Source organism: Bacillus sp. FSL K6-1284 (genome assembly GCF_038002625.1).
GTDB lineage: Bacteria > Bacillota > Bacilli > Bacillales > Bacillaceae > Bacillus > Bacillus paralicheniformis.
In genome coordinates, this window is record NZ_JBBOCW010000001.1 from 2,058,333 (window position 1) to 2,082,368 (window position 24,036).

32 protein-coding genes are annotated in these 24,036 nt (G+C 43.5%); 26 read left to right on the plus strand and 6 right to left on the minus strand.

The features are described from left to right. Positions 1-45 precede the first annotated feature (45 nt). From MHB72_RS10740 to MHB72_RS10815, 16 genes are all read left to right on the plus strand, one after another. Complete coding sequence (locus tag MHB72_RS10740) at positions 46-486, plus strand: hypothetical protein (protein ID WP_216920665.1); 441 nt, start codon at positions 46-48, stop codon at positions 484-486. A 61-nt stretch (positions 487-547) separates the two neighbouring features. Then, entirely contained in the window at positions 548-1,087 is a 540-nt protein-coding gene (gene resA / locus MHB72_RS10745; RefSeq protein ID WP_216920667.1) for a thiol-disulfide oxidoreductase ResA, read from the plus strand. Positions 1,088-1,163: 76 nt separating this feature from the next. Further along, entirely contained in the window at positions 1,164-2,027 is an 864-nt protein-coding gene (locus MHB72_RS10750; RefSeq protein WP_020451578.1) for a manganese catalase family protein, read from the plus strand. Positions 2,028-2,109: 82 nt separating this feature from the next. Continuing rightward, positions 2,110-2,910: a DUF2935 domain-containing protein gene (locus MHB72_RS10755; protein WP_020451579.1), complete on the plus strand. Its 801-nt coding sequence runs from the start codon at positions 2,110-2,112 to the stop codon at positions 2,908-2,910. 131 nt (positions 2,911-3,041) lie between these two features. After that, on the plus strand, positions 3,042-3,536 hold the full coding sequence (locus tag MHB72_RS10760; protein WP_216920669.1) for a GNAT family N-acetyltransferase: 495 nt from the start codon (positions 3,042-3,044) through the stop codon (positions 3,534-3,536). Positions 3,537-3,552: 16 nt separating this feature from the next. Then, positions 3,553-3,855 carry a hypothetical protein gene (locus MHB72_RS10765; protein WP_020451581.1) on the plus strand — a complete coding sequence of 101 codons (303 nt, stop codon included), beginning with the start codon at positions 3,553-3,555 and terminating at the stop codon, positions 3,853-3,855. Positions 3,856-4,178: 323 nt separating this feature from the next. After that, the gene (locus MHB72_RS10770) at positions 4,179-4,784 is read left to right on the plus strand and encodes a TetR/AcrR family transcriptional regulator (protein ID WP_020451582.1); all 606 of its coding nucleotides are present in this window, start codon (positions 4,179-4,181) and stop codon (positions 4,782-4,784) included. Between the two features lie 228 nt (positions 4,785-5,012). After that, complete coding sequence (locus MHB72_RS10775; protein WP_020451583.1) at positions 5,013-5,468, plus strand: MarR family winged helix-turn-helix transcriptional regulator; 456 nt, start codon at positions 5,013-5,015, stop codon at positions 5,466-5,468. A 368-nt stretch (positions 5,469-5,836) separates the two neighbouring features. Then, positions 5,837-6,775 carry a ring-cleaving dioxygenase gene (locus MHB72_RS10780; protein WP_216920672.1) on the plus strand — a complete coding sequence of 313 codons (939 nt, stop codon included), beginning with the start codon at positions 5,837-5,839 and terminating at the stop codon, positions 6,773-6,775. A 21-nt stretch (positions 6,776-6,796) separates the two neighbouring features. Continuing rightward, positions 6,797-7,405, plus strand: a complete 609-nt coding sequence (locus MHB72_RS10785) for a flavin reductase family protein (RefSeq protein ID WP_020451585.1) — start codon at positions 6,797-6,799, stop codon at positions 7,403-7,405. Positions 7,406-7,606: 201 nt separating this feature from the next. After that, a complete protein-coding gene (gene wrbA, locus MHB72_RS10790) occupies positions 7,607-8,221 on the plus strand; it encodes an NAD(P)H:quinone oxidoreductase (protein WP_020451586.1) in 615 nt (204 codons plus the stop codon). Positions 8,222-8,530: 309 nt separating this feature from the next. Next, a complete protein-coding gene (locus MHB72_RS10795) occupies positions 8,531-8,671 on the plus strand; it encodes a hypothetical protein (protein WP_023857597.1) in 141 nt (46 codons plus the stop codon). Beyond that, positions 8,664-9,497 (plus strand): prohibitin family protein, encoded by an 834-nt coding sequence (locus tag MHB72_RS10800; RefSeq protein WP_020451587.1) that lies wholly within the window; start codon positions 8,664-8,666, stop codon positions 9,495-9,497. Before MHB72_RS10795 ends, MHB72_RS10800 begins: the two co-directional genes overlap by 8 nt. A gap of 87 nt (positions 9,498-9,584) precedes the next feature. Further along, on the plus strand, positions 9,585-10,346 hold the full coding sequence (locus MHB72_RS10805; protein WP_103750446.1) for a hypothetical protein: 762 nt from the start codon (positions 9,585-9,587) through the stop codon (positions 10,344-10,346). Positions 10,347-10,405: 59 nt separating this feature from the next. Then, the gene (locus tag MHB72_RS10810) at positions 10,406-11,245 is read left to right on the plus strand and encodes a thymidylate synthase (RefSeq protein WP_075213301.1); all 840 of its coding nucleotides are present in this window, start codon (positions 10,406-10,408) and stop codon (positions 11,243-11,245) included. Positions 11,246-11,538: 293 nt separating this feature from the next. Further along, the gene (locus MHB72_RS10815) at positions 11,539-11,967 is read left to right on the plus strand and encodes a NucA/NucB deoxyribonuclease domain-containing protein (RefSeq protein ID WP_254122143.1); all 429 of its coding nucleotides are present in this window, start codon (positions 11,539-11,541) and stop codon (positions 11,965-11,967) included. Between the two features lie 197 nt (positions 11,968-12,164). Here the strand turns inward: MHB72_RS10815 and lexA are convergent, their stop codons facing one another. Then, positions 12,165-12,788 carry a transcriptional repressor LexA gene (lexA, locus tag MHB72_RS10820; protein ID WP_020451591.1) on the minus strand — a complete coding sequence of 208 codons (624 nt, stop codon included), beginning with the start codon at positions 12,786-12,788 and terminating at the stop codon, positions 12,165-12,167. Positions 12,789-12,939: 151 nt separating this feature from the next. On the opposite strand from lexA, the gene yneA reads away from it, so the two are divergent. The 6 genes from yneA to MHB72_RS10850 all read left to right on the plus strand — a co-directional run bounded on the left by yneA (position 12,940) and on the right by MHB72_RS10850 (position 17,279). Next, positions 12,940-13,251, plus strand: coding sequence for a cell division suppressor protein YneA (yneA, locus tag MHB72_RS10825; protein ID WP_020451592.1), 312 nt, complete (start codon positions 12,940-12,942; stop codon positions 13,249-13,251). An 18-nt stretch (positions 13,252-13,269) separates the two neighbouring features. Next, positions 13,270-13,917 carry a YneB family resolvase-like protein gene (locus MHB72_RS10830; protein WP_216920674.1) on the plus strand — a complete coding sequence of 216 codons (648 nt, stop codon included), beginning with the start codon at positions 13,270-13,272 and terminating at the stop codon, positions 13,915-13,917. A gap of 65 nt (positions 13,918-13,982) precedes the next feature. Beyond that, on the plus strand, positions 13,983-14,216 hold the full coding sequence (locus MHB72_RS10835) for a DUF896 domain-containing protein (RefSeq protein ID WP_020451594.1): 234 nt from the start codon (positions 13,983-13,985) through the stop codon (positions 14,214-14,216). Between the two features lie 163 nt (positions 14,217-14,379). After that, positions 14,380-16,383 carry a transketolase gene (tkt, locus tag MHB72_RS10840; RefSeq protein ID WP_216920676.1) on the plus strand — a complete coding sequence of 668 codons (2,004 nt, stop codon included), beginning with the start codon at positions 14,380-14,382 and terminating at the stop codon, positions 16,381-16,383. A gap of 155 nt (positions 16,384-16,538) precedes the next feature. Further along, positions 16,539-16,976, plus strand: a complete 438-nt coding sequence (sirA, locus tag MHB72_RS10845) for a sporulation inhibitor of replication protein SirA (RefSeq protein WP_020451596.1) — start codon at positions 16,539-16,541, stop codon at positions 16,974-16,976. Positions 16,977-17,060: 84 nt separating this feature from the next. Then, positions 17,061-17,279 carry a YneF family protein gene (locus MHB72_RS10850; RefSeq protein WP_003182236.1) on the plus strand — a complete coding sequence of 73 codons (219 nt, stop codon included), beginning with the start codon at positions 17,061-17,063 and terminating at the stop codon, positions 17,277-17,279. A gap of 80 nt (positions 17,280-17,359) precedes the next feature. Here the strand turns inward: MHB72_RS10850 and MHB72_RS10855 are convergent, their stop codons facing one another. Then, positions 17,360-17,521 (minus strand): aspartyl-phosphate phosphatase Spo0E family protein, encoded by a 162-nt coding sequence (locus MHB72_RS10855; RefSeq protein ID WP_020451597.1) that lies wholly within the window; start codon positions 17,519-17,521, stop codon positions 17,360-17,362. A gap of 242 nt (positions 17,522-17,763) precedes the next feature. Between MHB72_RS10855 and MHB72_RS10860 the strand changes: the two genes are divergently transcribed. From MHB72_RS10860 to MHB72_RS10870, 3 genes are all read left to right on the plus strand, one after another. Then, positions 17,764-18,471 (plus strand): cytochrome c biogenesis protein CcdA, encoded by a 708-nt coding sequence (locus MHB72_RS10860; RefSeq protein WP_020451598.1) that lies wholly within the window; start codon positions 17,764-17,766, stop codon positions 18,469-18,471. A gap of 83 nt (positions 18,472-18,554) precedes the next feature. Then, complete coding sequence (locus MHB72_RS10865; RefSeq protein ID WP_020451599.1) at positions 18,555-18,926, plus strand: response regulator; 372 nt, start codon at positions 18,555-18,557, stop codon at positions 18,924-18,926. Between the two features lie 73 nt (positions 18,927-18,999). Continuing rightward, on the plus strand, positions 19,000-19,494 hold the full coding sequence (locus MHB72_RS10870; RefSeq protein ID WP_020451600.1) for a CcdC family protein: 495 nt from the start codon (positions 19,000-19,002) through the stop codon (positions 19,492-19,494). 35 nt (positions 19,495-19,529) lie between these two features. Here the strand turns inward: MHB72_RS10870 and MHB72_RS10875 are convergent, their stop codons facing one another. From MHB72_RS10875 to sspO, 4 genes are all read right to left on the minus strand, one after another. Beyond that, complete coding sequence (locus tag MHB72_RS10875) at positions 19,530-19,958, minus strand: DUF2621 family protein (RefSeq protein ID WP_020451601.1); 429 nt, start codon at positions 19,956-19,958, stop codon at positions 19,530-19,532. Between the two features lie 204 nt (positions 19,959-20,162). Then, positions 20,163-20,570 carry an Hsp20/alpha crystallin family protein gene (locus MHB72_RS10880; RefSeq protein WP_020451602.1) on the minus strand — a complete coding sequence of 136 codons (408 nt, stop codon included), beginning with the start codon at positions 20,568-20,570 and terminating at the stop codon, positions 20,163-20,165. A 136-nt stretch (positions 20,571-20,706) separates the two neighbouring features. Beyond that, positions 20,707-20,853, minus strand: coding sequence for a small acid-soluble spore protein P (locus MHB72_RS10885; protein ID WP_003182250.1), 147 nt, complete (start codon positions 20,851-20,853; stop codon positions 20,707-20,709). A gap of 41 nt (positions 20,854-20,894) precedes the next feature. Continuing rightward, complete coding sequence (sspO, locus tag MHB72_RS10890; protein ID WP_020451603.1) at positions 20,895-21,041, minus strand: small acid-soluble spore protein O; 147 nt, start codon at positions 21,039-21,041, stop codon at positions 20,895-20,897. Between the two features lie 234 nt (positions 21,042-21,275). Between sspO and acnA the strand changes: the two genes are divergently transcribed. Next, positions 21,276-24,002 carry an aconitate hydratase AcnA gene (gene acnA / locus MHB72_RS10895; protein WP_023857591.1) on the plus strand — a complete coding sequence of 909 codons (2,727 nt, stop codon included), beginning with the start codon at positions 21,276-21,278 and terminating at the stop codon, positions 24,000-24,002. Positions 24,003-24,036: the final 34 nt, after the last annotated feature.

Consider the following 24,036-nt stretch of genomic DNA (forward strand, 5'->3'; position numbering starts at 1 on the left):
TTTTATTCAATAAAGTTTATAATATGGAAAAAGGGAGGGGCGCCAATGAAAAAAAATTTATTTTTGATGTTGTTTTCAATCATGATGGCCTGCAGTTTTCATATTCAGCCTGCTGATGCCACGGTTACAAAAGATGAGAAAAAGACGACCATGACAATGACTGAAGATCAAGTGGGATTTTTTATGGCGGACAGCACCAATGTAAATTACTACCCGACATGGCTGTATTATAAGTTTACGATTTTTAATGCAGAAGGCTGTACACTCAACATCAAGCTGCAGAGAATCACGTTAACAGGACATGCGATCACTTTAAGCGAGAAAGAATTTACTGGAAATCATCTTCATTTAAGTGCTGCAGATAAAGTGAGCGGGACGCCGCACCGCAATCATTTCCTGGATATCACAAAAGTGTCAGGCTGCGGAGATGTTGGAATTACAGGCTTTTACGGCTTTGAGCATGAAATGCCGAACTACTCATCATAAAGAAAGCCCAGGAGAGGAGAGTCCTTTTTTCATATTAGGGCTAACATATCGGGAGAAAAAAATGAAAAAACAAACGCTGCTTTTATTGAGAGGCGCCATCCTCTTGCTCCTATGTTGTGCGGCTGGTTATGCTCTTTATCAGCATATTGCCGGAGGCCGGAATGAACAGGCAGGCACTGCCCTTCATCAGCAGGCATTACATTTTAAATTATCGACTTTAGAGGGCGGTGACATCGAACTGAAAAAATTACGGGGAAAGGCGGTGGTTGTCAACTTTTGGGGGACTTTTTGTACACCGTGCAAAGAGGAGATGCCGGTCATGCAAAAAGCTTATGACCGTTTTAAAGGAGACGGTTTTGAAATCATCGCTGTCAATGTGCGTGAATCGAAAGGTGCGGTAAAGAGCTTTGTCGACCGCCATGGCTTAACTTTTCCGGTCGCTTTGGATCAATCGGCTGAAGCTTACCGTTCTTGGGAAATTTATTATTTGCCTACAAGTATATTCATTAATCGGGAAGGAAGACCAGAGCGGATGTATGTCGGAGGAATGTCTGAGCGGCAAGTTGATATGTGGATTGAAGACCTTCTTAGCGGTTCATAGAAACTCATTTAAAAGGGATAGACAAACACCTATTGTTCTTATCGTTCATAAGGTAGCTCAGGAGAGGAGCGATCTTATGTTTTTTCATATTAAAGAACTGCAGTATCATGCAAAGCCTGAAAAACCCGATCCATTATTTGCGAAAAAGCTGCAGGAAATACTGGGAGGACAGTTCGGGGAAATATCAGTAGCTCTGCAATATCTTTTTCAAGGCTGGAGTGTCAGAGGAAACGGCAAGTACAAAGATCTGCTGATGGATACAGGAGCTGAAGAGCTCGCCCATATCGAGATGCTGGCGACGATGATTGCAAGGCTTTTGGACGGTGCGCCGGTCGGCGATCTTGAAAAAGCGGCAAAAGATCCGGTGCTCGGTGCCATTCTCGGAGGGATGAATCCGCAGCATGCCATCGTATCAGGATTAGGGGCGATGCCGGCCGACAGTGTGGGAAACCGCTGGACTGCCGATTATATTATTGCAAGCGGAAATTTGCTTGCCGACTTTCGGGCAAATTTAAACGCGGAATCACAGGGACGCCTGCAGGCGGTCCGCCTTTATGAAGAGACGACGGACCGCGGTGTCAAAGATATGCTGTCCTGGCTGATTGCAAGGGATACGATGCATCAAAACCAGTGGCTTGCAGCCATTAAAGAACTGGAAGCGAAAGAAAATGTCGTCGTCCCAAGCACGTTTCCGCGCCATCTGGAAAAAAGGGAAGTCTCTCATGTATTATTTAATTTTTCAAGAGGCAACGAGAGCGCTGCAGGCAGATGGGCGAAGGGACCGAGCATGGATGGGGAAGGCGTTTTTCAGTATGTTGAACATCCTCAGCCCCTTGCGAAAAAACCGGTGTTAAAACCTGCGCCTGCATATATTCATGATACGCCGCCATCGGTTATTCAACATCCCCGGGATGACATACTGCCTCCGAATCTTTATTGATCAGCTTCTATTTGCATGATCATATTTCGGGCTTGCAGCGAATAGCCATAGTGAAGAATGGTATTTAAAGGGAGGCGCAAGCTTGAAAACTTATAAGGAGACGGCCGTTTTTGAACATAAATTTTGGCTTCAGGTTTTGGGTGATCATGCGCGTTTTATTTTGGATTCTTTGGCTGAAAGGGAAAAAGAAGATATTCAAAAGGCGAAGCAGTTCAAGCAGACGTTTGATGTTTTGCTGAAAAAAGTGAATGCTTCGCCTGATTTGTATTCATTAACGCTTGAAGCTGAAGAATATGCCCTTCAATTCAGGAAATTTAAACTCTCCATCATTAAAAGGCACCTGACAGGCGATATTAAAATTCACCTTCCTCCGACTTTTATCAACCATATGGTAAATGAACTGGAGGAGTACTTGCTTGTGCTAAAATACTTAAAAAAACGGGAAGTGCCGCCTGTTTTCCACGAGTTGCACCACCATATGCTGTGGCTGATGGATGCCGCCGGACATGCTGGAGCAATTGCCGATGACCTGGATGCGGTGGAAAAACGGTTGAAAGAGAAGAGCAGGGAGTTTGTCAAACACTTTGAACAGTTCTATATTAAATCCGTTGAATTGACGGGGTATCTCAGAGCGAATGTTGAATCTTTTCCCGCTCTCAGAAGGATGAATAAAGACGTGAAGCTTGAGATTGAGCTGTTTCGTACCTTTTTGAAAGAAGTGGAGGAGCTGGAGCTTACAGATCAGATGCTCGGTACGTTCTCCGCGCTGATGGCAGACCACATGATGAGGGAAGAATGCTATTATTTAATGAAAATCGCCGAATCGACAAATACGCAAAAACCTGCGTGCGACCCTGCGAAACCGAGGCTGCTTGAAAAGTAATGCCGGCGGTTTTGCTATTTTTTTTGATGAAGCCGCGAATCGATCTTGGCATCTGCGGTTTGCACAGCCTTTTTCATGCGATTATAATTCAGAATATATAGATAATCTAAAAACTGTTTGGAGGGCCTTTCTTGCATGTCAGAAAATTAACAGCTTCAGATGCAGAAAACTATCTGAAGCTTTGTGAAACGATCGATGAAGAATCTGAATTCATGCTGTTTGAACCGGGTGAACGAAAGCTTCAGGCACAACGTCAAATCAAACATATCCAATCCGGCGTGTGTGAAGTTTTTGTTTGTGCGGCTGATGACGGAAGCTTAGTCGGATATGTTGCAGCAGTCAGAGGACAGGTTCAGAGAACACGCCACCGTGCCCATATCATCATTGGCATACGCCAAACATATATTGGACAAGGTATTGGAGTAAAGCTGTTTCAGGCATTGGAAAAATGGGCCTGTGAAGAAAAGCTTCACAGACTTGAGCTGACTGTCATGACCCATCATACAGCCGCCGTGCGTTTATACAAAAAAATGGGTTTTATCATTGAAGGCACTAAAAAGCACGCTTTGAAAGTAAAAGGACAATATGTTGATGAATATGTCATGTCCAAATTAATCAACGAATAGCAAATGGAGGTTTCAAATGAAAGACGGGTGCCATCAGGCCATCGCCGCTGTCAGCTACTACAAAACAGAACGGACGATTGATTTTAACCGGCAAACCTATACAAAAAAGCATAATCAAATGTACCTGTACAACGATAAAATTTTAACGGCAAGCCGCCAGTATCGCCTTGAGCACGTCCACGATGTATCATACAGACCTTTTTCCGAGGCCGGTTTGCTTTACCTCCATACGAACCAAGGGGTATTTGCTTATGAAGTGGATGCGGACCCCGGGTATTTCATAGAGGCTTTTAAAAAACAGAAAAATCCAATTAAATAAATTACAATATATATGAAGTTTTTAGCAGTAAATGCTAGAATGAATGTTGGGAATTTTGCAAGGAAAGGAACATACGGCTACCGGCCTGTTAGGGCGATTGGCCTTGTTGACTTACCGGGCTAATGTCACTTGGCGGTGTTTATATGTCACTGCTATGCTTGATGAAAGAACGTCCGCTTAGGCTGCAAGTGTATGTTTGAGCAGAAGATTTTAAGCGTCTTTTTCCAATTTTCTTTAACATAACGAGTCCTTGACGTTCCCAGTATATCTCAATACATAGATGGTTAACTTAATTAGAGAAGTAGAGAGGACAGGACAGCTTAATGAAAAAGAAGACACAGAATACGGTTCAAAAGATCGTAGAAGCCGGATATCATCTGTTCGCCCAAAATGGATATTCGGCAACCTCTGTAGATGAAATTATGAAAGAAGCCGGATTTTCTAAAGCTACGTTTTATTTGTATTTCAAGTCAAAGGAGATGCTGTTTCTCCATATTATGAATGAGCAAATGGAAGATCGCTTTCAAACCAGCATGAATTGTTTTCGAAAAAAGACGCTGAGGGGATTGCTCGCAGGGATTGAACACTTGATTCAAACATCAAATAAAGAGCATTCGACAGCTTTGTTTTTGGAATTTATGGCAAATAGTCATAGATATCCTGAGATTCAAAGAAAAGTAGCCCTTCTGTATGAGCAGTGGAGAGAGTTTTTTGTCGAACTGATCGAGCAGCTTCAGGAAGAAGGCATCGTTCAAAAACAGCTCAATCCGAAGGTGATGGCCACCACGCTGATTGCAATCTTTAACGGATACAACCATCAACACCACGCGGATCCCTCGATTAATAAACAGGAACAGCTTCAGTCCATTATTTTCTTGCTGAATCCGAAGCTGCATCTCCAGATAAAAGACAAACTATTTCATGTATGACAAGACTTCTGAAACAGCCGGCGCTGCCGACCTTGAGTCGGCGGTTTTTTGTGTTAGATCCGAATCCTGCTTGGTCAATGGTACGCCCAAATCAACTGCACCCGTTTAACAATTCTGTCTCATCGGTTTTAACTCGTAATAATAATAACCCGTTTTAAAAAGTTGACAACAGCAAATCGTTATTATACAATTATCTCGAATTCGAGATAATTAAAAAGGATGAATACCGTGGGCAGTCAGGAAATGGAGAGATACGAAGAGGAGTTGTCTTTAAAGGCATTTATTGTGTTGTCTCGTGCACTGCAATCGATTAAAAAGCGTGTGGAAGAGGATATTAAATGTTTAGGACTAAACCCAACTGAGTTTGCTGTTCTAGAATTAGTCTATAGTAAAGGCGATCAGCCGATCCAAAAAATAGGCGAAAAAGTATTAATCGCAAGCAGCAGCATTACCTATGTTGTAGATAAGTTGGAGAAGAAAAAGTTAATAGAGAGAAGGCCTTGTCCTAAAGATCGCCGTATAACATACGCTGCTTTAACGAATGAAGGAACTGCACTGATGAACAATCTTTTTCCAAAACATAAAACAGCTATGAAAGGCATTTTCGGCGGCTTAGACATAAAAGAAAAAGAAGTTCTAATTGAAAAGTTAAAAAAACTTGGCTTCCATGCCCAAAGCATGTAAATTTTTTTATGATAATATCTCGAATTCGAAATATATGAATTCATGATAATGAGAAATAAATATTGAACTGGGTATTCTATTTCTGAACATGAGCTTCATGACATAACAAGATCCTAGGCTCATCGGCAGTCATCATCGTTTTGGGTGACAAAAAGGCTTTTCATCAAGCAACAGAAATCTACGGAGGTTGAAAACTGCCCGGAGTCCTATAAAGAAAAAGGCAGGGATGCTTGTCCATTGATTTTGATCTTTTAAAGAAGGAAAAAATAAAAAGCAGAAAAACCACGGGGATTTAGAAAACCTGTAAATGAATTTGTAACGTATTTCTCATCATAAAGCTATGTTTCATGAAAGAGGAGTGAAGTGGAATGAAAAAGAAAACAAGCGGAATCCATCACATTACAGCGATTGTCGGCCATCCGCAAGAGAACGTGGATTTTTACGCTGGCGTTCTTGGTTTACGTTTAGTGAAAAAAACCGTTAATTTTGATGATCCGGGAACATACCACCTCTATTTTGGCAATGAAGGCGGGAAACCGGGAACGATTATTACATTCTTTCCTTGGGCAGGTGCCCGTCGAGGAGTCATTGGAGATGGTCAAGTGGGAGTGACTTCTTACGTCGTTCCTAAAGGCGCAATGGCTTTTTGGGAAAATAGATTAGCAAAATTCAATGTGCCTTATACAAAAATGAACCGTTTTGGAGAGGAATACTTGGAGTTCGATGATCCTCATGGTCTTCATCTGGAAATTGTCGAAAGAGAACAAGGGGTAAAGAACAGCTGGAAAGTAGGGGAAATAACACCGGACAATGCAATCAAAGGATTTGGCGGAGCAACACTGTTATCCAAACAACCCGAAAAAACGGCTGAATTATTAGAAAAGGTCATGGGACTTGAAAAAGTTGGAGAAGAAGAAGATTTTGTACGTTTTCGTTCTGCTGGTGACATAGGAAATATAATTGATTTGAAATTAACAACTATAGGAAGCGGACAAATGGGGACGGGTACAGTTCACCATATTGCCTGGAGAGCCATTGATGACAATGATCAATTGGAATGGCAAAAATATGTTGCGGAAAACGGATACCGTGTTACACCTGTGCAAGACAGAAATTATTTTAACGCGATTTATTTCAGAGAACACGGGGAAATTTTATTTGAAATTGCAACAGATCCACCAGGATTCGCCCATGATGAATCGTATGAAACAATGGGAGAACAGTTAATGCTGCCGGCCCAGTATGAACACTACAGAGAGCAGTTAGAAAGAAGATTAATTCCTGTAACAGTGAAGGCGCTGGATTAATTTTTGTAAGGAAGTGATTCGATGCTGTCCATTGATCCCAATACAAAAACAGAAAGAGAGAACTACAAGTTTTTAATCGGGAGTATTATACCGAGACCTGTTGCATTTGTTACAAGTTTATCAGAGGAGGGCGTCTTAAACGGAGCTCCTTTTAGCTACTTTAATATTGTATCTTCAAATCCTCCGATGATCTCCCTTTCTATTCAACGTTTTGAAGGGAGCCAAAAGGATACAGCGAGAAACATTTTGAACAGCAAAGAATTTGTGGTCCATATCGTTGATGAACAAAACGTTGAAAAAATGAATTTAACGGCCGCCAGCCTACCACCAAGTCAAAGTGAAGTTCAGTTAGCGGAGTTAACCCCCGTTGAAAGTATGAAAGTCTCGGTGCCGGGCGTGATAGAAGCAAAAGTGCGTATGGAATGTGTTCTGGAGTATTCATTAGAGTTGGGAGATAAGCACTCTGACGGATGCGATTTTATGATAGGCAGAGTCGTTCAATATCATATCGAAAGCGGCATCTATGAAAATGGAAAAATCGATCCAAGAGGCCTCGGCGCCATCAGTCGTTTAGCCGGGCATGATTACGCAAAGATTGGCGAAATCTTCACCAGAAAAAGACCGAAGTAATATAACCATCCATAATATCTCGAAATTGAGATTTATTAAATTGAAATGTTTTAAGTTTATTCTAGCAAGGAATAATAATGGCAGCGAAACACTTCAAGGGGGTGGTTCTTAAAAGGTTTGCCGAAAAGAAAACAAAAAAGCAGGTGTGAAAACATGGGATTTTTAGACAAACTATTTAGAAAATCAAAGGAGCTGGATCATATGTCAAATGTAAAATTAGCTGTAGTTTTTTATAGTATGGGCGGAACAAACTATCAATTAGCCAAATGGGCTGCAGAAGGTGCAGAAGAAGCAGGTGCTGAAGTCAGAGTTTTAAAAGTACAAGAATTGGCTCCGCAATCAGCCATTGAGGGAAATGAAGTGTGGAAATCCACTGTTGATGCAACAAAGGACATTCCAGTCGTATCCTCAGAAGATATAGAGTGGGCAGATGCTATTATATTCAGTACACCAACACGCTTTGGCAATATGGCATCCCAAATGAAACAGTTTCTAGATACACAAGGCGGACTTTGGGCAAACGGAAAGACAGTAAATAAGGTTGTAAGCGCAATGTCCTCCGCTCAAAATCCACATGGTGGTCAAGAAGCAACAATCTTGTCCTTATATACTTCAATGATGCACTGGGGAGCTATTATTGCTTCTCCTGGATACACTGATCCTGTCCTCTTCGGGGCTGGCGGAAATCCATATGGAACGAGTGTTACAGTCGATCAAAACGGGAAGATGATTGAAGACGTGGAAGCTGCAGTGAAACATCAAGCTAAACGCACAGTGACAGTAGCTGAATGGGTTAAAAAGGGCAATCAACAATAATTGAAATTTAATATTTTTAAAAGAGCCAATCATTTGGCTCTTTTTTTGTATGTGCCCAGCTGATAGTTGGTTCGGCATGCCGCTTCGTCTTCATTTGACTGCGAACACACCATGATATACGCGGCATAAAGAGTAAGATATCCGACATATCCTTTAACGATGCCATTGATTTCGCAATTGCAATGATAAAATTTTTTCTATTACATTTTAAAAAAATGAAACTTTAAGTTCATATGAACGTAAACATAAGTGAAATGATTTTATTTAGTCATACGATCAATCAACAAATGCAAAAGGGGTGAAACAAAAGTGAAAGTCATGATTGGTTCGATCATATTGCTATCCATTATAGGGTTTGGCGTATGGCTTATGTTAAGCCCGCTTTTTAAAAAAGTCGGAAGCGGGGCGAGCAAAATAAAGAAAACGCTGGAGGATGACAAAGATGAATGAAAAACAACCAAAGAAGAATAAAAACAAAACGCTGCTCGGCGGAATCATTGTCGCTGTTGCTTTAATTATCGGAGGATTCACAGCTTCCTTGTTCATCGAGAAAATTCCGAACGGATATGTCGGCGTCGTTTATTCTCCGAATGGCGGGGTGAAATCGGAAACGCTTGATCAAGGCTGGCATTTAGTCGGACTGTTTGACAAAGTCACAAGATATCCGGTGCGGATGCAGACTGTAAACAATCAGGATATTCAAGTGGCTACTTCTGACGGCAAAAACATCTCAATGGACATCGCCTACAACTATGTCGTTCAGCCTGATAAAGTCGTAGAATTGTTTAATAAATTCGGAGCGGTCGATATTGAATCAATCGAAAACAGCTACTTGAAAACAAGGCTGTGGGACGCTGCAAGAAAGTCGATTTCCAAATACTCCGTCATTGATACATACGGACAAAAATCATCTGATGCCGCCGCAGAAATCCAAAAAACATTTGCAGATGATATGAAGGGGCTCGGCTTTGTCATTGACGATTTAACACTCGGTGTGCCAAAGCCTGATAAAGCGACCCAGGAAGCGATTGACGCGCGCGTGAAGTCTTCGCAGGAACTGGAAAGAACGCAGACAGAGCTGAAGATCGCCGAAGCGGAAGCGAAAAAGAAAAAGATCGAAGCCCAAGGTATTGCCGAGTATAATGAAATTATTAAAAAATCGATGTCAGATGAAATGATCAAGTATCAATGGATCCAAAAATGGGACGGAAAAATGCCTAAAGCGACAGGATCGAATTCCCTGATCCAGATTCCGACTGATGAGAAAGGAAAATAAAACTAAAAAATCCCTTGCTAAGGGATTTTTTTCGTCTCGGTCGCCCGTATATAATAGTGTTAACAATCGCTTCTGGACAGGGGGGAGATGATGTTTGCTCCGGATGCCATTCTCCGTACGTGGAGAAGATTCGACGCTTTTCCGATGGAAACGCTGACAAAGGCATGGTTTTATCATCAGGGAGGGGATCAGAAACAGCGGAACGTCTCAATGATGAAGGAACACCACCAAGAGTACGGCATTGCCGGCAATTGCTTTGACCTTTCGATTTGGCTGCTGGACGAGTTTACAAAAGACGGAGTGGAAGCTTTTCCGATCGGCCGTTCGTTCAAAACAGAACGCGCGCATGCCGCAGTCATCGCGCTTGATGAAAGAGGACGGCGCTTTTTATGTGATCTGGGAGATCAATGGCTGCAGCCGATTCTGATCGACTGCGAATGTGAAGATTATACCAGTGAAAAGCTGGACGGTTTTTTCCCGGCAGCACAAATTCAAGTCAAGCCGACAACCGGCGGAGTTAAGGTTCTTTACCATCGGCCGAACGGAAAGGTGTCAACTCAAGACTACTCTACAGACCCTGTTGACATGTCCGTTTTTTGGGAGGCGGCTGAATACTCGCAAGCGGCATTGAAGCCTGCGCCATTACTGGAATGCAGAATTCCGTTTCAACATGAAATCGCGCATTGGGAATTCAGCGGCTGGGACATATATCTTAGCACGAGCAAAGGATTATACAGAGAAGCGAAGCCGGACACAATCGAAGGCTGGACTGAGAAAATCCATGATGTCACTGGATACGATAAAAATGTTATCAAGAAAGCGTTGGAGATTTATCAAACCCGCGCATGATCTTAAACCTTGAAAAAAACTCATTTTATACATATCATGTGGAAAGAGGAGAGGATAAGATGAGCCATTATGACCAGCAATACAATGCTATCATTCAAAAAATTATTGAATCAGGGATCTCCGATGAAGAATATCAGGTCCGGACGAAGTGGGATTCAGACGGAACGCCGGCTCATACACTGAGCATCATGAGCGAAAAAATGCGGTTTGACAATTCGGAAGTGCCGATTTTGACGACGAAGAAGGTGGCGTGGAAAACGGCCATCAAAGAGCTGCTTTGGATCTGGCAGCTGAAATCCAATGATGTCCAAGTTCTGAACGATATGGGGGTTCATATTTGGGATCAATGGCGGCTTGAAGACGGCACAATCGGAGCAGCCTACGGCTATCAATTAGCGAAGAAAAACAGAACGGTTAACGGGCAGAAAACCGATCAAGTGGATTATTTGCTCCATCAGTTAAAGCATAATCCGTCTTCACGCAGGCATTTGACCATGCTGTGGAATCCCGATGACTTGGACGGCATGGCTTTGACGCCCTGCGTCTATGAGACGCAATGGTATGTGAAAGAAGGAAAGCTCTCTTTGGAAGTAAGAGCGAGAAGCAATGACATGGCGCTTGGCAACCCGTTCAATGTGTTCCAATATAACGTCTTGCAGCGCATGATCGCCCAAGTCCTCGGTTATGAGCTGGGCGAATACATCTTCAATATCGGCGACTGTCACATTTATACCCGTCACATCGATAATTTAAACATTCAGATGAAACGCGAGCAATATGAAGCGCCGAAGCTGTGGATCAACCCGGACATCAAAAACTTTTATGACTTTACAATCGATGATTTTAAATTAATTGACTATAAGCACGGCGACAAGCTGACATTTGAAGTTGCCGTATAAACAGGCGGATTTTCCGCCTGTTTTTTTGTTGTGTGAATGAATCATTTTTAAAAAATACAACGATGAAAAAATTTGCATATCCGGCTGCCGCATGTTTCCTGATGGCAGCCGTGTATACGTTTAGAGCGGACGCAAAAAGCACATGCAGTTTTTCACGGGTATGACCCGAGCATTTAACTTACGTTTATTTACACAATCTAAACGTCTTTTTCACAAAGAGCCCGAAAAGCAAAAACAATTCTCTCTTAATCTGTTAGTGACACCAGCATATACAAGAGGAGGTTGTTTTTGTCATGATCAAAAAATGGGCGACTCATCTGCTGTTTTCCGCATTGGTGCTGCTTGGGCTTTCGGGAGGGGCTGCATATTCTTCTCAGCATGCCGAAGGCGTTGCAAGGTATGATGACGTATTGTATTTTCCGGCATCGCGCTATCCTGAAACCGGTGCTCATATAAGCGATGCGATCAAAGCGGGCCATTCAGATGTCTGCACAATTGAAAGATCTGGAGCGGATAAGCGCCGTCAGGAATCATTAAAAGGGATTCCGACTAAGCCGGGCTTTGACCGTGACGAATGGCCGATGGCCATGTGTGAAGAAGGAGGAAAAGGAGCGTCGGTCAGATATGTCAGCTCATCGGATAACCGCGGAGCCGGCTCCTGGGTCGGGAACAGGCTGAGCGATTACGCTGACGGGACGAGAATTTTGTTTATCGTTCGATAAAAGGGAGACAATGAAAAATGTTTCCTCAAGGAAACATTGTTGTTGACAAGAAAACTCGTTTGGGGGATAATGGTAATGTAAGCATATGATCAATCCCTCTGTTTCAGGCTCGCATCCTTCATTCCGTCTGGATGTGGGCCTGTTTTTTCGTGCGAAAAAAAACCGCCGACCGGCGGTTTTGCTGATGAGTCCGTTTTTTAATGAACCGTGCGGAATACGCCAATGACTTTTCCGAGAATCGTCACATTCTGGAGGATGATCGGTTCCATCGTCGGGTTTTCCGGCTGAAGGCGGATATGGGTTTCTTCCTTGAAAAACCGCTTAACAGTCGCTTCGTCGTCTTCGGTCATCGCAACGACGATATCTCCGTTGTTTGCGGTGTTCTGCTGTTTGACTATCACATAATCCTGATCAAGAATTCCGGCATCTATCATGCTTTCGCCCATGATCTCCAGCATAAAGACATGCTCATCCGGCGGCGCCAGGCGGTCTGGAAGCGGAAAGTATTCCTCAATGTTTTCGACTGCGGTAATCGGCGTACCGGCCGTCACCTTTCCGATGACCGGGACATTGACAACCTGGTTTTTCGGAATGTGAATTTCTTCCTCTGTATCGAGAATTTCGATCGCTCTCGGCTTCGTCGGATCCCTTCTGATCAATCCCTTCGTTTCAAGCCTTGCCAAGTGGCCGTGTACCGTTGAACTTGACGCCAGGCCGACCGCTTCTCCGATCTCCCTGACGGAAGGCGGATAGCCTTTGCGTTTCACTTCTTCTTTAATGAAACGCAAAATATCAAGTTGTCTTTTTGATAGCTTCGTCATTTTTTGCACCTCAAAACGTCGATTTTAGCTAGATTATAGCATGTTTTTCCTTTGAGTACAAACATAGGTTCGAAAAAAACGATTGACAGAAACATTTGTTCGTATGTATACTGAAATCATAAAACCGAACAAACATTCTGGGGTGATGGATATGAAAAGAGAATCATTGATTTTTGTCAGTCTGTTTACTGCTGTGATCAGCTGCTGTATTCTGTTTGTGTCTTTTGCCGGTAAAATCGAAGAAAGAAAGCAATATGTTAAAATAGAAGTGCAGGAAGGCGATACATTGTGGGAGCTGGCCGACCGGATCAAAGGCGGAAAACCCGCTGACAAACAAAAATTCATCGAATGGGTCGCCGATAAAAACAATCTGCCGACCTCCGTTATTAAACCGGGCGATGTTTTGGTCCTGCCGGTAGCCAAACAGCACTCCGATCAATATCAGCTTGCAGTTGTAGAATAAATGATTGAGGGGATTTCCATGAATGCGATTATTTACACCAGGGTAAGCACTGCGAAGGAGCAGCAGGAAACCTCATTAAAACGGCAGGCTGAAGAGCTCCAGTCGCTTGCCGCCGAGCACGGGATGAACGTCGTGAACGTCATTTCCGAACAGGCGAGCGGATATGAGATGGACCGCGACGGCGTCTTCGATCTGCTCGAGGAAATCAAAACATCAGACATTGACGCAGTTTTAATACAGGATGATACGCGACTTGGAAGAGGGAATGCCAAAATTGCCCTTCTTCACTGTTTATATAAAGAAGGCGTTCAAATCTACACGCTGGCTCACCGGGGAAAACTTGAGCTTTCCGAAGCGGATTCGATGGTTTTGGAGATTGTCGGCATTGTCGAAGAATACCAGCGGAAAATACATAACCTGAAAATTAAGCGGGGAATGAAGAAGGCGATCGAAAACGGCTACCGCCCGGAGAGGAATCTGAAACACCGCAATGAAGGCGGCGGGAGAGAGCGGATCGAAGCGCCTCTTTCAGAAATCGTCAGGCTCAGGGAGAACAAGCTGACGTTTGCGGAGATTGCAGCCGTGTTGAGAGGGTTCGGATACAGCATTTCAAAAGCAACCGTTCACCGCCGCTACCAGGAGTATAAGGACGGCCTTGCAGACTAATCTGTTGTCAAACGAAAGCGGATTTAGTAGTATGATGGATATATACCGAATCAAAGGAGTATCTTATGATTTCTAATGAAAAAATAGCCAGAATTAACGAGCTTGCCAAAAAAGCAAAGAGCGGATCTTTAACAGACGAAGAAAAAGCAGAACAGCAGAAGCTTCGCCAGGAATATCTTCAAGGCGTCCGCGCGTCTATGAAAAACACGTTGAAAACTGTGACGATTGTTGATCCTGAAGGTAATGATGTGACGCCTGAAAAGCTCAAACAGGAAAAAAGAAACCGCCGATTGCATTAATTTGGGGAATACGCCGATATCGTATTCCCTTTTTGTATATACTACAATTTAAAATGAAGGCAAAGATTCGTCATTTTTCACTGCTTTTGAGCTGAAATGGTTGTGAAAACCGATGGGTAGATTTATGATAAGAAAGTAGAGTCCATACAGGAAGGGGATCATAATGAAAACGATTGAATTAAAATCTGTCGCAACAATACGAACACTCTCCATAGACGCGATTGAAAAAGCTAAATCCGGTCACCCCGGCATGCCGATGGGGACTGCTCCGATGGCTTATGCGCTTTGGACAAAAATGATGAATGTCAGCCCTGAAAATCCGAATTGGTTTAACAGGGACCGTTTTGTGCTGTCCGCCGGACACGGATCAATGCTTCTGTACAGCATGCTTCACTTAAGCGGATATGACGTTTCAATTGAAGACCTCAAGAATTTCCGCCAATGGGGAAGCAAAACGCCTGGACATCCGGAATTCGGACATACTCCGGGTGTAGATGCGACGACAGGCCCGCTTGGCCAAGGAATCGGAATGGCTGTCGGAATGGCGCTTGCTGAACGTCACCTTGCGGAAACTTACAACCGTGACGACTATCGCGTCGTTGATCATTATACATACAGCATTTGCGGTGACGGAGACTTGATGGAGGGAATTTCATCGGAAGCGGCTTCGCTTGCGGGACATTTGAAACTCGGCCGTCTCATCGTGCTTTATGATTCAAATGACATTTCGCTTGACGGTGAATTAAACCGCTCATTCTCTGAAAATGTGAAGCAGCGTTTTGAAGCGATGAATTGGGAAGTGCTTTATGTTGAAGACGGCAATAACATTGCCGAGATTACGGCGGCCGTCGAGAAAGCGAAACAAAATGAAAAGCAGCCGACATTAATTGAAGTGAAAACAACGATCGGTTTCGGCTCTCCAAACCGCGCGGGAACATCCGGCGTTCACGGTGCTCCGCTTGGCTCAGAAGAGGCGAAATTAACGAAGGAAGCGTATGAGTGGACATACGAAGAAGATTTTTATGTCCCTTCTGAAGTGTACGAACACTTTAACGAAACAGTGAAAGAAGCGGGCAAGAAAAAAGAGGCGGAATGGAACGAGCTGTTCTCCGCATACAAGAAAGCCCACCCGGAACTTGCCGAAGAGCTTGAACTTGCGATGAAGGGCGAGCTTCCTGAAGGTTGGGATCAGAAAGTACCTGCGTATGAGAAAGGAAGCAGCCTTGCTTCGCGTGCATCCTCAGGGGAAGTATTAAACGGAATCGCACAACAAGTGCCGTTCTTCTTTGGCGGATCCGCTGACTTGGCCGGCTCCAACAAAACGACAATCAAAAACGGCGGAGATTTTTCAGCGAGAGATTACGCCGGCAGAAATATCTGGTTCGGTGTACGTGAATTTGCGATGGGAGCAGCTTTGAACGGAATGGCTCTCCACGGTGGCCTTCGCGTATTCGGCGGAACGTTCTTCGTTTTCTCCGACTATCTGAGACCTGCGATCCGTCTTGCTGCATTAATGGGGCTTCCTGTCACATATGTGTTTACACATGACAGCATTGCCGTCGGAGAAGACGGACCGACTCATGAGCCGATTGAACAGCTGGCATCACTTCGTGCGCTGCCGAACTTGTCCGTCATCAGACCTGCAGACGGAAATGAAACAGCAGCAGCCTGGAAACTGGCGCTTCAATCAAAAAGTCAGCCGACTGCGCTTGTGTTGACACGTCAAAACTTGCCGACAATCGATCAGTCTCCTGAAGCAGCTTATGAAGGCGTTGAAAAAGGTGGATATGTCGTTTCGAAAAGCCAAAACGAAAAACCGCAAGCGATCTTGCTTGCGAGCGGATCTGAAGTTGGCCTTGCGCTTGACGCACAAAGCGAGCTGAAAAAAGAAGGCATTGACGTATCCGTTGTCAGCGTTCCGTCTTGGGATCGTTTCGACAAGCAGCCGGCCGAATATAAAAACGCTGTCCTTCCAACTGATGTGACAAAGCGTCTCGCAATTGAAATGGGATCACCGCTCGGATGGGAGAGATATACCGGCACTGACGGGGACATTCTCGGAATCGACCATTTCGGTGCTTCAGCTCCCGGCGAAACGATCATGAAAGAATACGGTTTTACGCCTGCGAATGTAGTTGACCGGGTGAAAAAACTGTTAAATCGCTAATCGGGGCATATGAAAGAGAATGATCTGCGGATCATTCTCTTTTTTTCATTTCGACAAAATTAGTCGCTTCTTTTATCATCATCAGACAATTATTTCTAACCCCCTTTTGTATAATAGAAAGCATATATTCTTCGATACAGGGGGATGAGACAGTGATGGAACGCCATTATTATACGTATTTGATAGAAGAGGAATTTGCCAGCCATTATTTTGGAAGAGAGTCTGTCATGTTCAAGCTGTTTTACGATTATCATTGGACGAGCCCCGATCAAAAGTCTCCATTAGCCGCCAAGCAGATCGAGTTCATTACAAAACCGATTCCCGCAGCCCATATACACAAAAGAATGAAAATGAACCTCTGCCGGGAAGACTATACACAAGTTGACTATGTATACAGATTGATTGTTCCAAAAGGAAGCGCTTCTTTTATTATCAAAGACCGACATATTGAGATTTTGGCGAAGGGTCCATTCGATGCCGAAACGGTTTTCTTTGAGGTTTTGCGGAAAGTAAGTCCGTGTTTCCTTGCGATGGATTTTAATATGAAACGTTACGGCTGGCTGAACCCTGTGAAAGAAAGAAATTTTGTATAAAAAAAAGATTTTGGACTGTAGATGTTGTATAATAGCGTTTGGTTTAGTACACTTTATACGAGACAACATGAAGGAGGAAATTAAATGGATTTATGGGTTGTCATCCTAGTGGGCGTTTTAGCATTGCTCGCAGGTGTTGCACTCGGATTTTTTATTGCTCGTAAATATATGATGAACTATTTGAAAAAAAATCCGCCAATTAATGAACAAATGCTGCGCATGATGATGATGCAGATGGGTATGAAACCATCCCAGAAGAAAATTAATCAAATGATGAAAGCCATGGAAAATCAAACGAAATAATACGAATGCGATTATGACATAGAAGGAACATGGTTATAAAATAAAAAACCCGCTTCCGGGTTTTTTATTTTGATCTATGATTATTGTGTATGTCCGAGAGATAGTTTTTGGTATTCCAAAAGAAGGATATCCAGCTGCTGGCTGTGCTGAATGGTGATATGTGAAGTCATGCCGTTTGTCATGACGATTTTTAGCAGCTCTTTTCTTTTTTCCTCAATTTCATGAAGCAGATTTTCTTTCATCACAGGAATTTATCCTTTCTTCTGTAAAAATCATCTTTTTGTTGCCTACTAAATGTTATTATATCCATATATAGGTTCCTTTTCAATTCTGAAGGTGATAAGGGTAAATTGTCAAAATTGATTATATAAAGAAATTCGTGAAACCAACATCCTTTTTTGTGATATGTTAGGAAATTGAAATGTAATTGTCATATCAAATGATTTTCTTTCATAGTATTCCAAAAAATAGAAGGGAGAAAGAGATGGCTGATATCAACTATATTCTCGCTTTCGGTGCAGGGTTTCTATCGTTTATTTCGCCATGCTGCCTGCCGCTGTATCCCGCTTTTTTATCATATATTACAGGTGTCAGCATGAGTGAAATCCATTCTGACAGACTTATGTTTCAAAAAAGGAGCCTGATACATACAATCTTTTTCCTGATTGGCTTTTCGATGATCTTTGTGGCTCTCGGCTACAGCACATCGCTTGTCGGGTCCTTTTTTAAGGATTATCATCAGCTCATCAGGCAGCTTGGTGCGGTATTCATCATCTTTTTTGGATTTGTCACACTGGGGGTTTTTAAGCCTGAATTTTTAATGAAAGAAAGGCGCCTCCATTTTAAAAACAGGCCCGGCGGCCTGCTCGGTTCTGTCGGAATCGGAATGGCATTTGCTGCCGGCTGGACGCCCTGCACCGGTCCGATTCTTGCAGCGGTCATCACACTCGCCGGAACGAACCCGATGTCGGCCGTGCCTTATATGGTGCTTTATGCGCTTGGATTCAGCCTGCCGTTTCTGCTCCTGTCTTTTTTCATGACAAAGATGAAATGGCTTCGAAAGCATCAGCTCATCATCATGAAGATCGGCGGAATTGCAATGATTGCAGTCGGAATCCTGCTGTTCTTTGACTGGATGACGAAAATCATTATCGTACTGTCAGGCCTGTTCGGCGATTTCAGAGGCTTTTAGATACCTGGCTAAGGACCGCCTTGGTTTTTTGTTATAATAGGACTTATTCACAGCAAAATTGAATAATGATGTTGGAGGGGAGTATGACAAGGGTTTTAATTGTTGATGATGCAAAATTTATGAGAGATAAAATCAGAGAAATACTTGAAACAGAAGACTTGCAAGTCGCGGGTGAAGCCGGGAACGGGGAAGAAGCTGTTTTGCTTTATCAAGAGCTGCAGCCGGACTTGGTTATCATGGATATTACAATGCCTGTGAAAAACGGGATTGAAGCTTTAAAGGACATGATCCAGCTGAACCCGAAGGTGAAAGTGATCATGTGTACGGCCATGCGGCAAAAGCGAATCGTTGTTGAAGCGATCGAAGCCGGAGCCAAGGACTTTATCGTCAAGCCTTTCGAGGAGACGAAAGTCGTCGAAGCGATTCGCCACGTGCTGGGAAATCCTTGCAGCTGAAAAACCTGAACATGGTTTTTTTCTTCGTTTTGGAGTATAGTAACAAGTAGAGAAATTAGCTTTAGAAAAAGGGATGATATGTATGATGATCGTCGTTTCATCTATACTTGCCGTCGTGATGGCCGTCATTGTCATGGCTGTCAGAATCAAGTCATCTGAAAAACCGGCTACGGCCAAAAAAATTATACTGCCTCCGATTTTTATGAGCACCGGTGCTCTCATGTTTTTATTTCCGATGTTCCACGTGACCGGTGCCGAATTTTTGGAAGCTCTCACAGTGGGCATGATCTTTTCTATTTTCTTAATTAAAACCTCAAAATTTGAAATCCGCGATGATAAAATCTATATTAAACGCTCCAAATCGTTTGTGTTTATTTTAATTGCGCTGCTCGTCATCCGGATCGCGATGAAGAGCATATTAAGCACAACGATCGATTACGGCGCACTGAGCGGAATGTTTTGGATTCTGGCTTTCGGGATGATCGTTCCTTGGCGGATTGCCATGTTTTTATCGTTCAGAAAGCTTTCAAGCCAGATTGAAGCGTCAAATCACATACAGGTCAATTAAAACAAAACCTTTCCTTCTTTCAGGAAAGGTTTTGTTTATTTAAAAAGCTCTTGATAGGAAGAGTGATCAATGTTCTTTTCTTTTAAACGCTTTACGAGGAACTTATGGTCTTTTTTCGGTGTGGCCATAATATAGCCTCTGACGATTAAATCCCGGTCGATTGCACCTGCTTTTTCCTTTAATGCGAGTTCTCCGATCTTTCCGGCGATTTTCGCTTTTGCTACATCGCGAAACAGTTCGGGTACGGGAGAAACTAATTCTTCAAGCAGTTCTTTTTCTTCTTCATTCCACAAATGCCTTGTCTGTTCAATATAATAATCCTGCCAGTCCAGCTCAGATTTCCCATCTTCTTTAGGCAGCCTTTTTAAAAATTTTCGAAACATGAAAAAACCGCCGATTGACAAGAGGACGATCATGATGACGATCCAAGCGAGCATCAGCCATAAAAACCATCCTTCCAGCATCTCTCATCACTCCTTTGTCTATAACCTATTTTACATGAAGGCGTTTTAGAAGAACATAGAAAAAATAATATAAAATGGGACACCGGCCTGATCAAAAGAGGTGCTAGAACATAATCTATTGTATAGCAATTCCCTAATCGGCCATAGAGAATTGCTAGCGGATATTTGACGAACGAACGGAAAAAACCCGGATGGCAAAGTGTTTTACGCGCTGTCCGGGTTCTGCTTGTTGTGCATGTATGATATAAAAGGAATATGAAATGAAAGCGAAACTTCATCTTGGCTTGCTTCCTTATTGATTTTAACTGCAAGAATGCTGTTCTCGCATTCCGCTTCGATCTGTTTGTCATTCAAAAAGAAAGGAAGCATCAGCGATTTTTCGTAATGCTGTTCATCGGTTTTAACCGCAAGCTTGAAATCGTAGCCGGAAAACGTCATGTCAAGGTGCCGGGCATTCAAGCGGCTTAAATCTGCTTCGATTATATATTCAGTGCTCGTTTCATAAAGGTCGATCGGAAAAGTCTCATCATAGAGGAGAAAAGGGTCGTCAACAAACTGTTTCATCCATTCTTTATCAAAATCTGCGGAATCGAAACGTTTTGTATTTGTCATTTGATCATTCCTCCATACCTAGCCTTACCGTTAGATTATGCACAGCTGTGAATTCATGTGAAGGAGGCGATTCGAAGGGGGTTGCATCGCCAGAGAGGTAAAGTAAAAAACCGCGCCGTGAAAGACGCGGAAAATGTTACATATCGTGACTGGAATTATGTTTTTGTCTCGTATGGTTCCGGTTTTTAACTTTTTTGCTTCCGCTCAAAGGCTCTGGCTGCCCAGGCTGAGCTCCTTTCGGTGCGTTTTTGCGCATATCTTTGCCGTCGTTTTTATTTGTCAATGTCTTAACCTCCTAAGCCATTCATGAAGGATTTTTAGGATTTATTGATTGGTCTTCCGTTTTTTGTTGTTTTGGCGTTCCGCCTCAGTGAGAATATGCTGGTCATCTTCAATATATCCCGCGCCGTTTCCTTGGCGTTTAGCATTGTTCATTCCATTGATGACATGATTTGCTTTTCGTTTGGCCAATTTCGATCACCTCAGACTGTAGTATAGCCTTAGCGGGTGTATTGTATAAAAAAATGTATTTCCAGTAAAATAAACTTTTTTCCTTGTATAAGGCATTCTTATTGAATTTAATAAAAACATTGATATTTACTTATGTTTAAAATTGTTTTAAGATTAAATTGTGAGAAAATTGTGGTGAAATATGCCGATTTTTCTGGCGTATGATCTTGATCTTTAAAGGGGGATTTTGGAGAAATGGCGAATCAGCAACAAGTCGCAAAAAAAGACGCTTTTCAATCAAGAAAAACGTTTACAGTACAAGGCAAAACGTACAGCTATTATTCTTTAAAAGCATTAGAGGATCAAGGAATCGGAAACGTATCAAAACTGCCTTATTCCATTAAAGTTTTGCTCGAATCCGTTCTTCGTCAAGTAGACGGGAGAGTCATTACAAAGGAACACGTTGAAAACTTGGCAAAATGGGGCACTGCCGAATTAAAGGATATTGACGTTCCTTTCAAACCATCCCGCGTTATTTTGCAGGACTTTACCGGCGTTCCAGCCGTTGTAGACCTTGCTTCATTAAGAAAAGCGATGGCTTCAGTCGGCGGAGATCCGGATAAAATCAATCCTGAAATACCGGTAGACCTTGTCATCGACCACTCCGTACAAGTTGACAAAGCGGGTACGGAAGATGCATTGACAATTAATATGGACCTTGAATTCCAACGAAATGCAGAGCGTTACAAATTTTTAAGCTGGGCTAAGAAAGCGTTTAATAACTATCAGGCTGTTCCCCCTGCTACAGGTATTGTTCACCAGGTGAACCTTGAGTATTTGGCAAACGTTGTCCATGCTGTGGAAGAAGACGGCGAGATTGTCGCTTATCCTGACACGCTTGTCGGTACTGACTCCCATACAACGATGATCAACGGAATCGGCGTTCTCGGCTGGGGCGTCGGCGGAATTGAAGCTGAAGCGGGCATGCTCGGCCAGCCTTCATATTTCCCTGTACCTGAAGTAATCGGAGCGAAGCTTGTCGGAAAGCTGCCGAACGGCACGACGGCGACGGACTTGGCGCTTAAAGTAACACAGGTGCTGCGTGAAAAAGGCGTGGTCGGAAAGTTCGTCGAATTCTTCGGACCGGGTGTTGCAGAACTTCCGCTTGCAGACCGTGCGACAATCGCAAATATGGCTCCTGAATACGGCGCGACTTGCGGTTTCTTCCCTGTTGATGAGGAAGCATTGGAATACATGCGTTTAACAGGCCGTGATGAAGAACATATCAATGTGGTGAAAGAATATTGCCGTCAAAACGGATTGTTCTACACGCCTGATCAGGAAGATCCCGTTTTTACCGATATCGTTGAAATTGACTTGTCAAAAGTTGAAGCGAATCTTTCAGGTCCGAAGCGTCCTCAGGATCTCATTCCGCTGACTGACATGAAAGAGACATTCCACAAGCATTTGGCAAGCCCTGCAGGGAACCAGGGATTCGGTTTAAACGCGAGTGAGGCTGACAAAGAAATCAAATTTAAGCTTGAAAACGGCGAAGAAGCCGTCATGAAAACGGGTGCGATCGCGATTGCGGCGATCACCAGCTGCACAAATACATCAAACCCTTATGTCTTAATCGGTGCGGGCCTTGTTGCTAAAAAAGCGGTTGAACTGGGATTGAAAGTACCGAACTATGTGAAAACATCCCTGGCTCCGGGTTCAAAAGTCGTAACAGGCTACTTAGTCAATTCAGGCCTGCTTCCATATATGCGCGAGCTTGGATTTAACATCGTCGGATACGGCTGTACGACATGTATCGGGAACTCCGGACCGCTTGCGCCTGAAATCGAAAAAGCGGTTGCCGAAAATGACCTGCTGATTACGTCTGTCCTTTCCGGAAACCGTAACTTTGAAGGCCGGATTCATCCGCTTGTCAAAGGAAACTATCTGGCGTCTCCGCCGCTTGTCGTAGCCTATGCATTGGCGGGCACGGTAGATATTGACCTGAAAAACGAACCGATCGGCGTCGGAAAAGACGGTCAAAACGTATACTTCAACGATATTTGGCCGACGATGGACGAAATCAACTCCGTCGTGAAGCAAACCGTTACTCCTGAGTTGTTCAGAAAAGAATATGAGCGCGTGTTTGATGACAATGAACGCTGGAATGCGATTGAAACAACGGATGAAGCCCTGTATAAATGGGATGAAGAATCCACTTACATTCAAAACCCGCCGTTCTTTGAAAACATGTCAGTTGAGCCTGGTACGGTTGAACCGCTTAAAGGCTTGCGCATTGTCGGCAAATTCGGAGATTCTGTCACGACAGACCATATTTCTCCTGCGGGAGCGATCGGCAAAGACACACCAGCCGGAAAATATCTGCAGGAAAAAGGCGTTTCTCCTAGAGACTTCAACTCATATGGTTCAAGACGCGGAAACCATGAAGTCATGATGAGGGGAACATTCGCCAACATCAGAATCAAAAACCAGATCGCTCCGGGTACAGAAGGCGGTTATACAACGTATTGGCCGACCGGAGAAGTAATGTCCATCTACGATGCCTGCATGAAGTATAAAGAAGACGGCACAGGTCTGGTCGTCATTGCCGGAAAAGACTACGGAATGGGTTCTTCCCGCGACTGGGCGGCAAAAGGAACAAATCTGCTCGGCATCAAAACCGTCATTGCAGAAAGCTTTGAAAGAATTCACAGAAGCAACCTTGTGCTGATGGGCGTTCTTCCGCTTCAATTTAAAGAGGGAGAAAACGCTGAAACGCTCGGTTTGACCGGGAAAGAAACGATTGAAGTTGACGTGAGTGAGACGGTTCGCCCGCGGGATCTCGTTCAAGTCAAAGCGATTGCCGAAGACGGCACAGTCAAGTCGTTTGAAGCTGTTGTACGCTTTGACAGCGAAGTAGAAATCGATTATTACCGTCACGGCGGAATCCTGCAAATGGTGCTCCGCAATAAAATGAAACAGTAATTGAATGAGGAGAGAAAGCCTTTAGCTTTCTCTT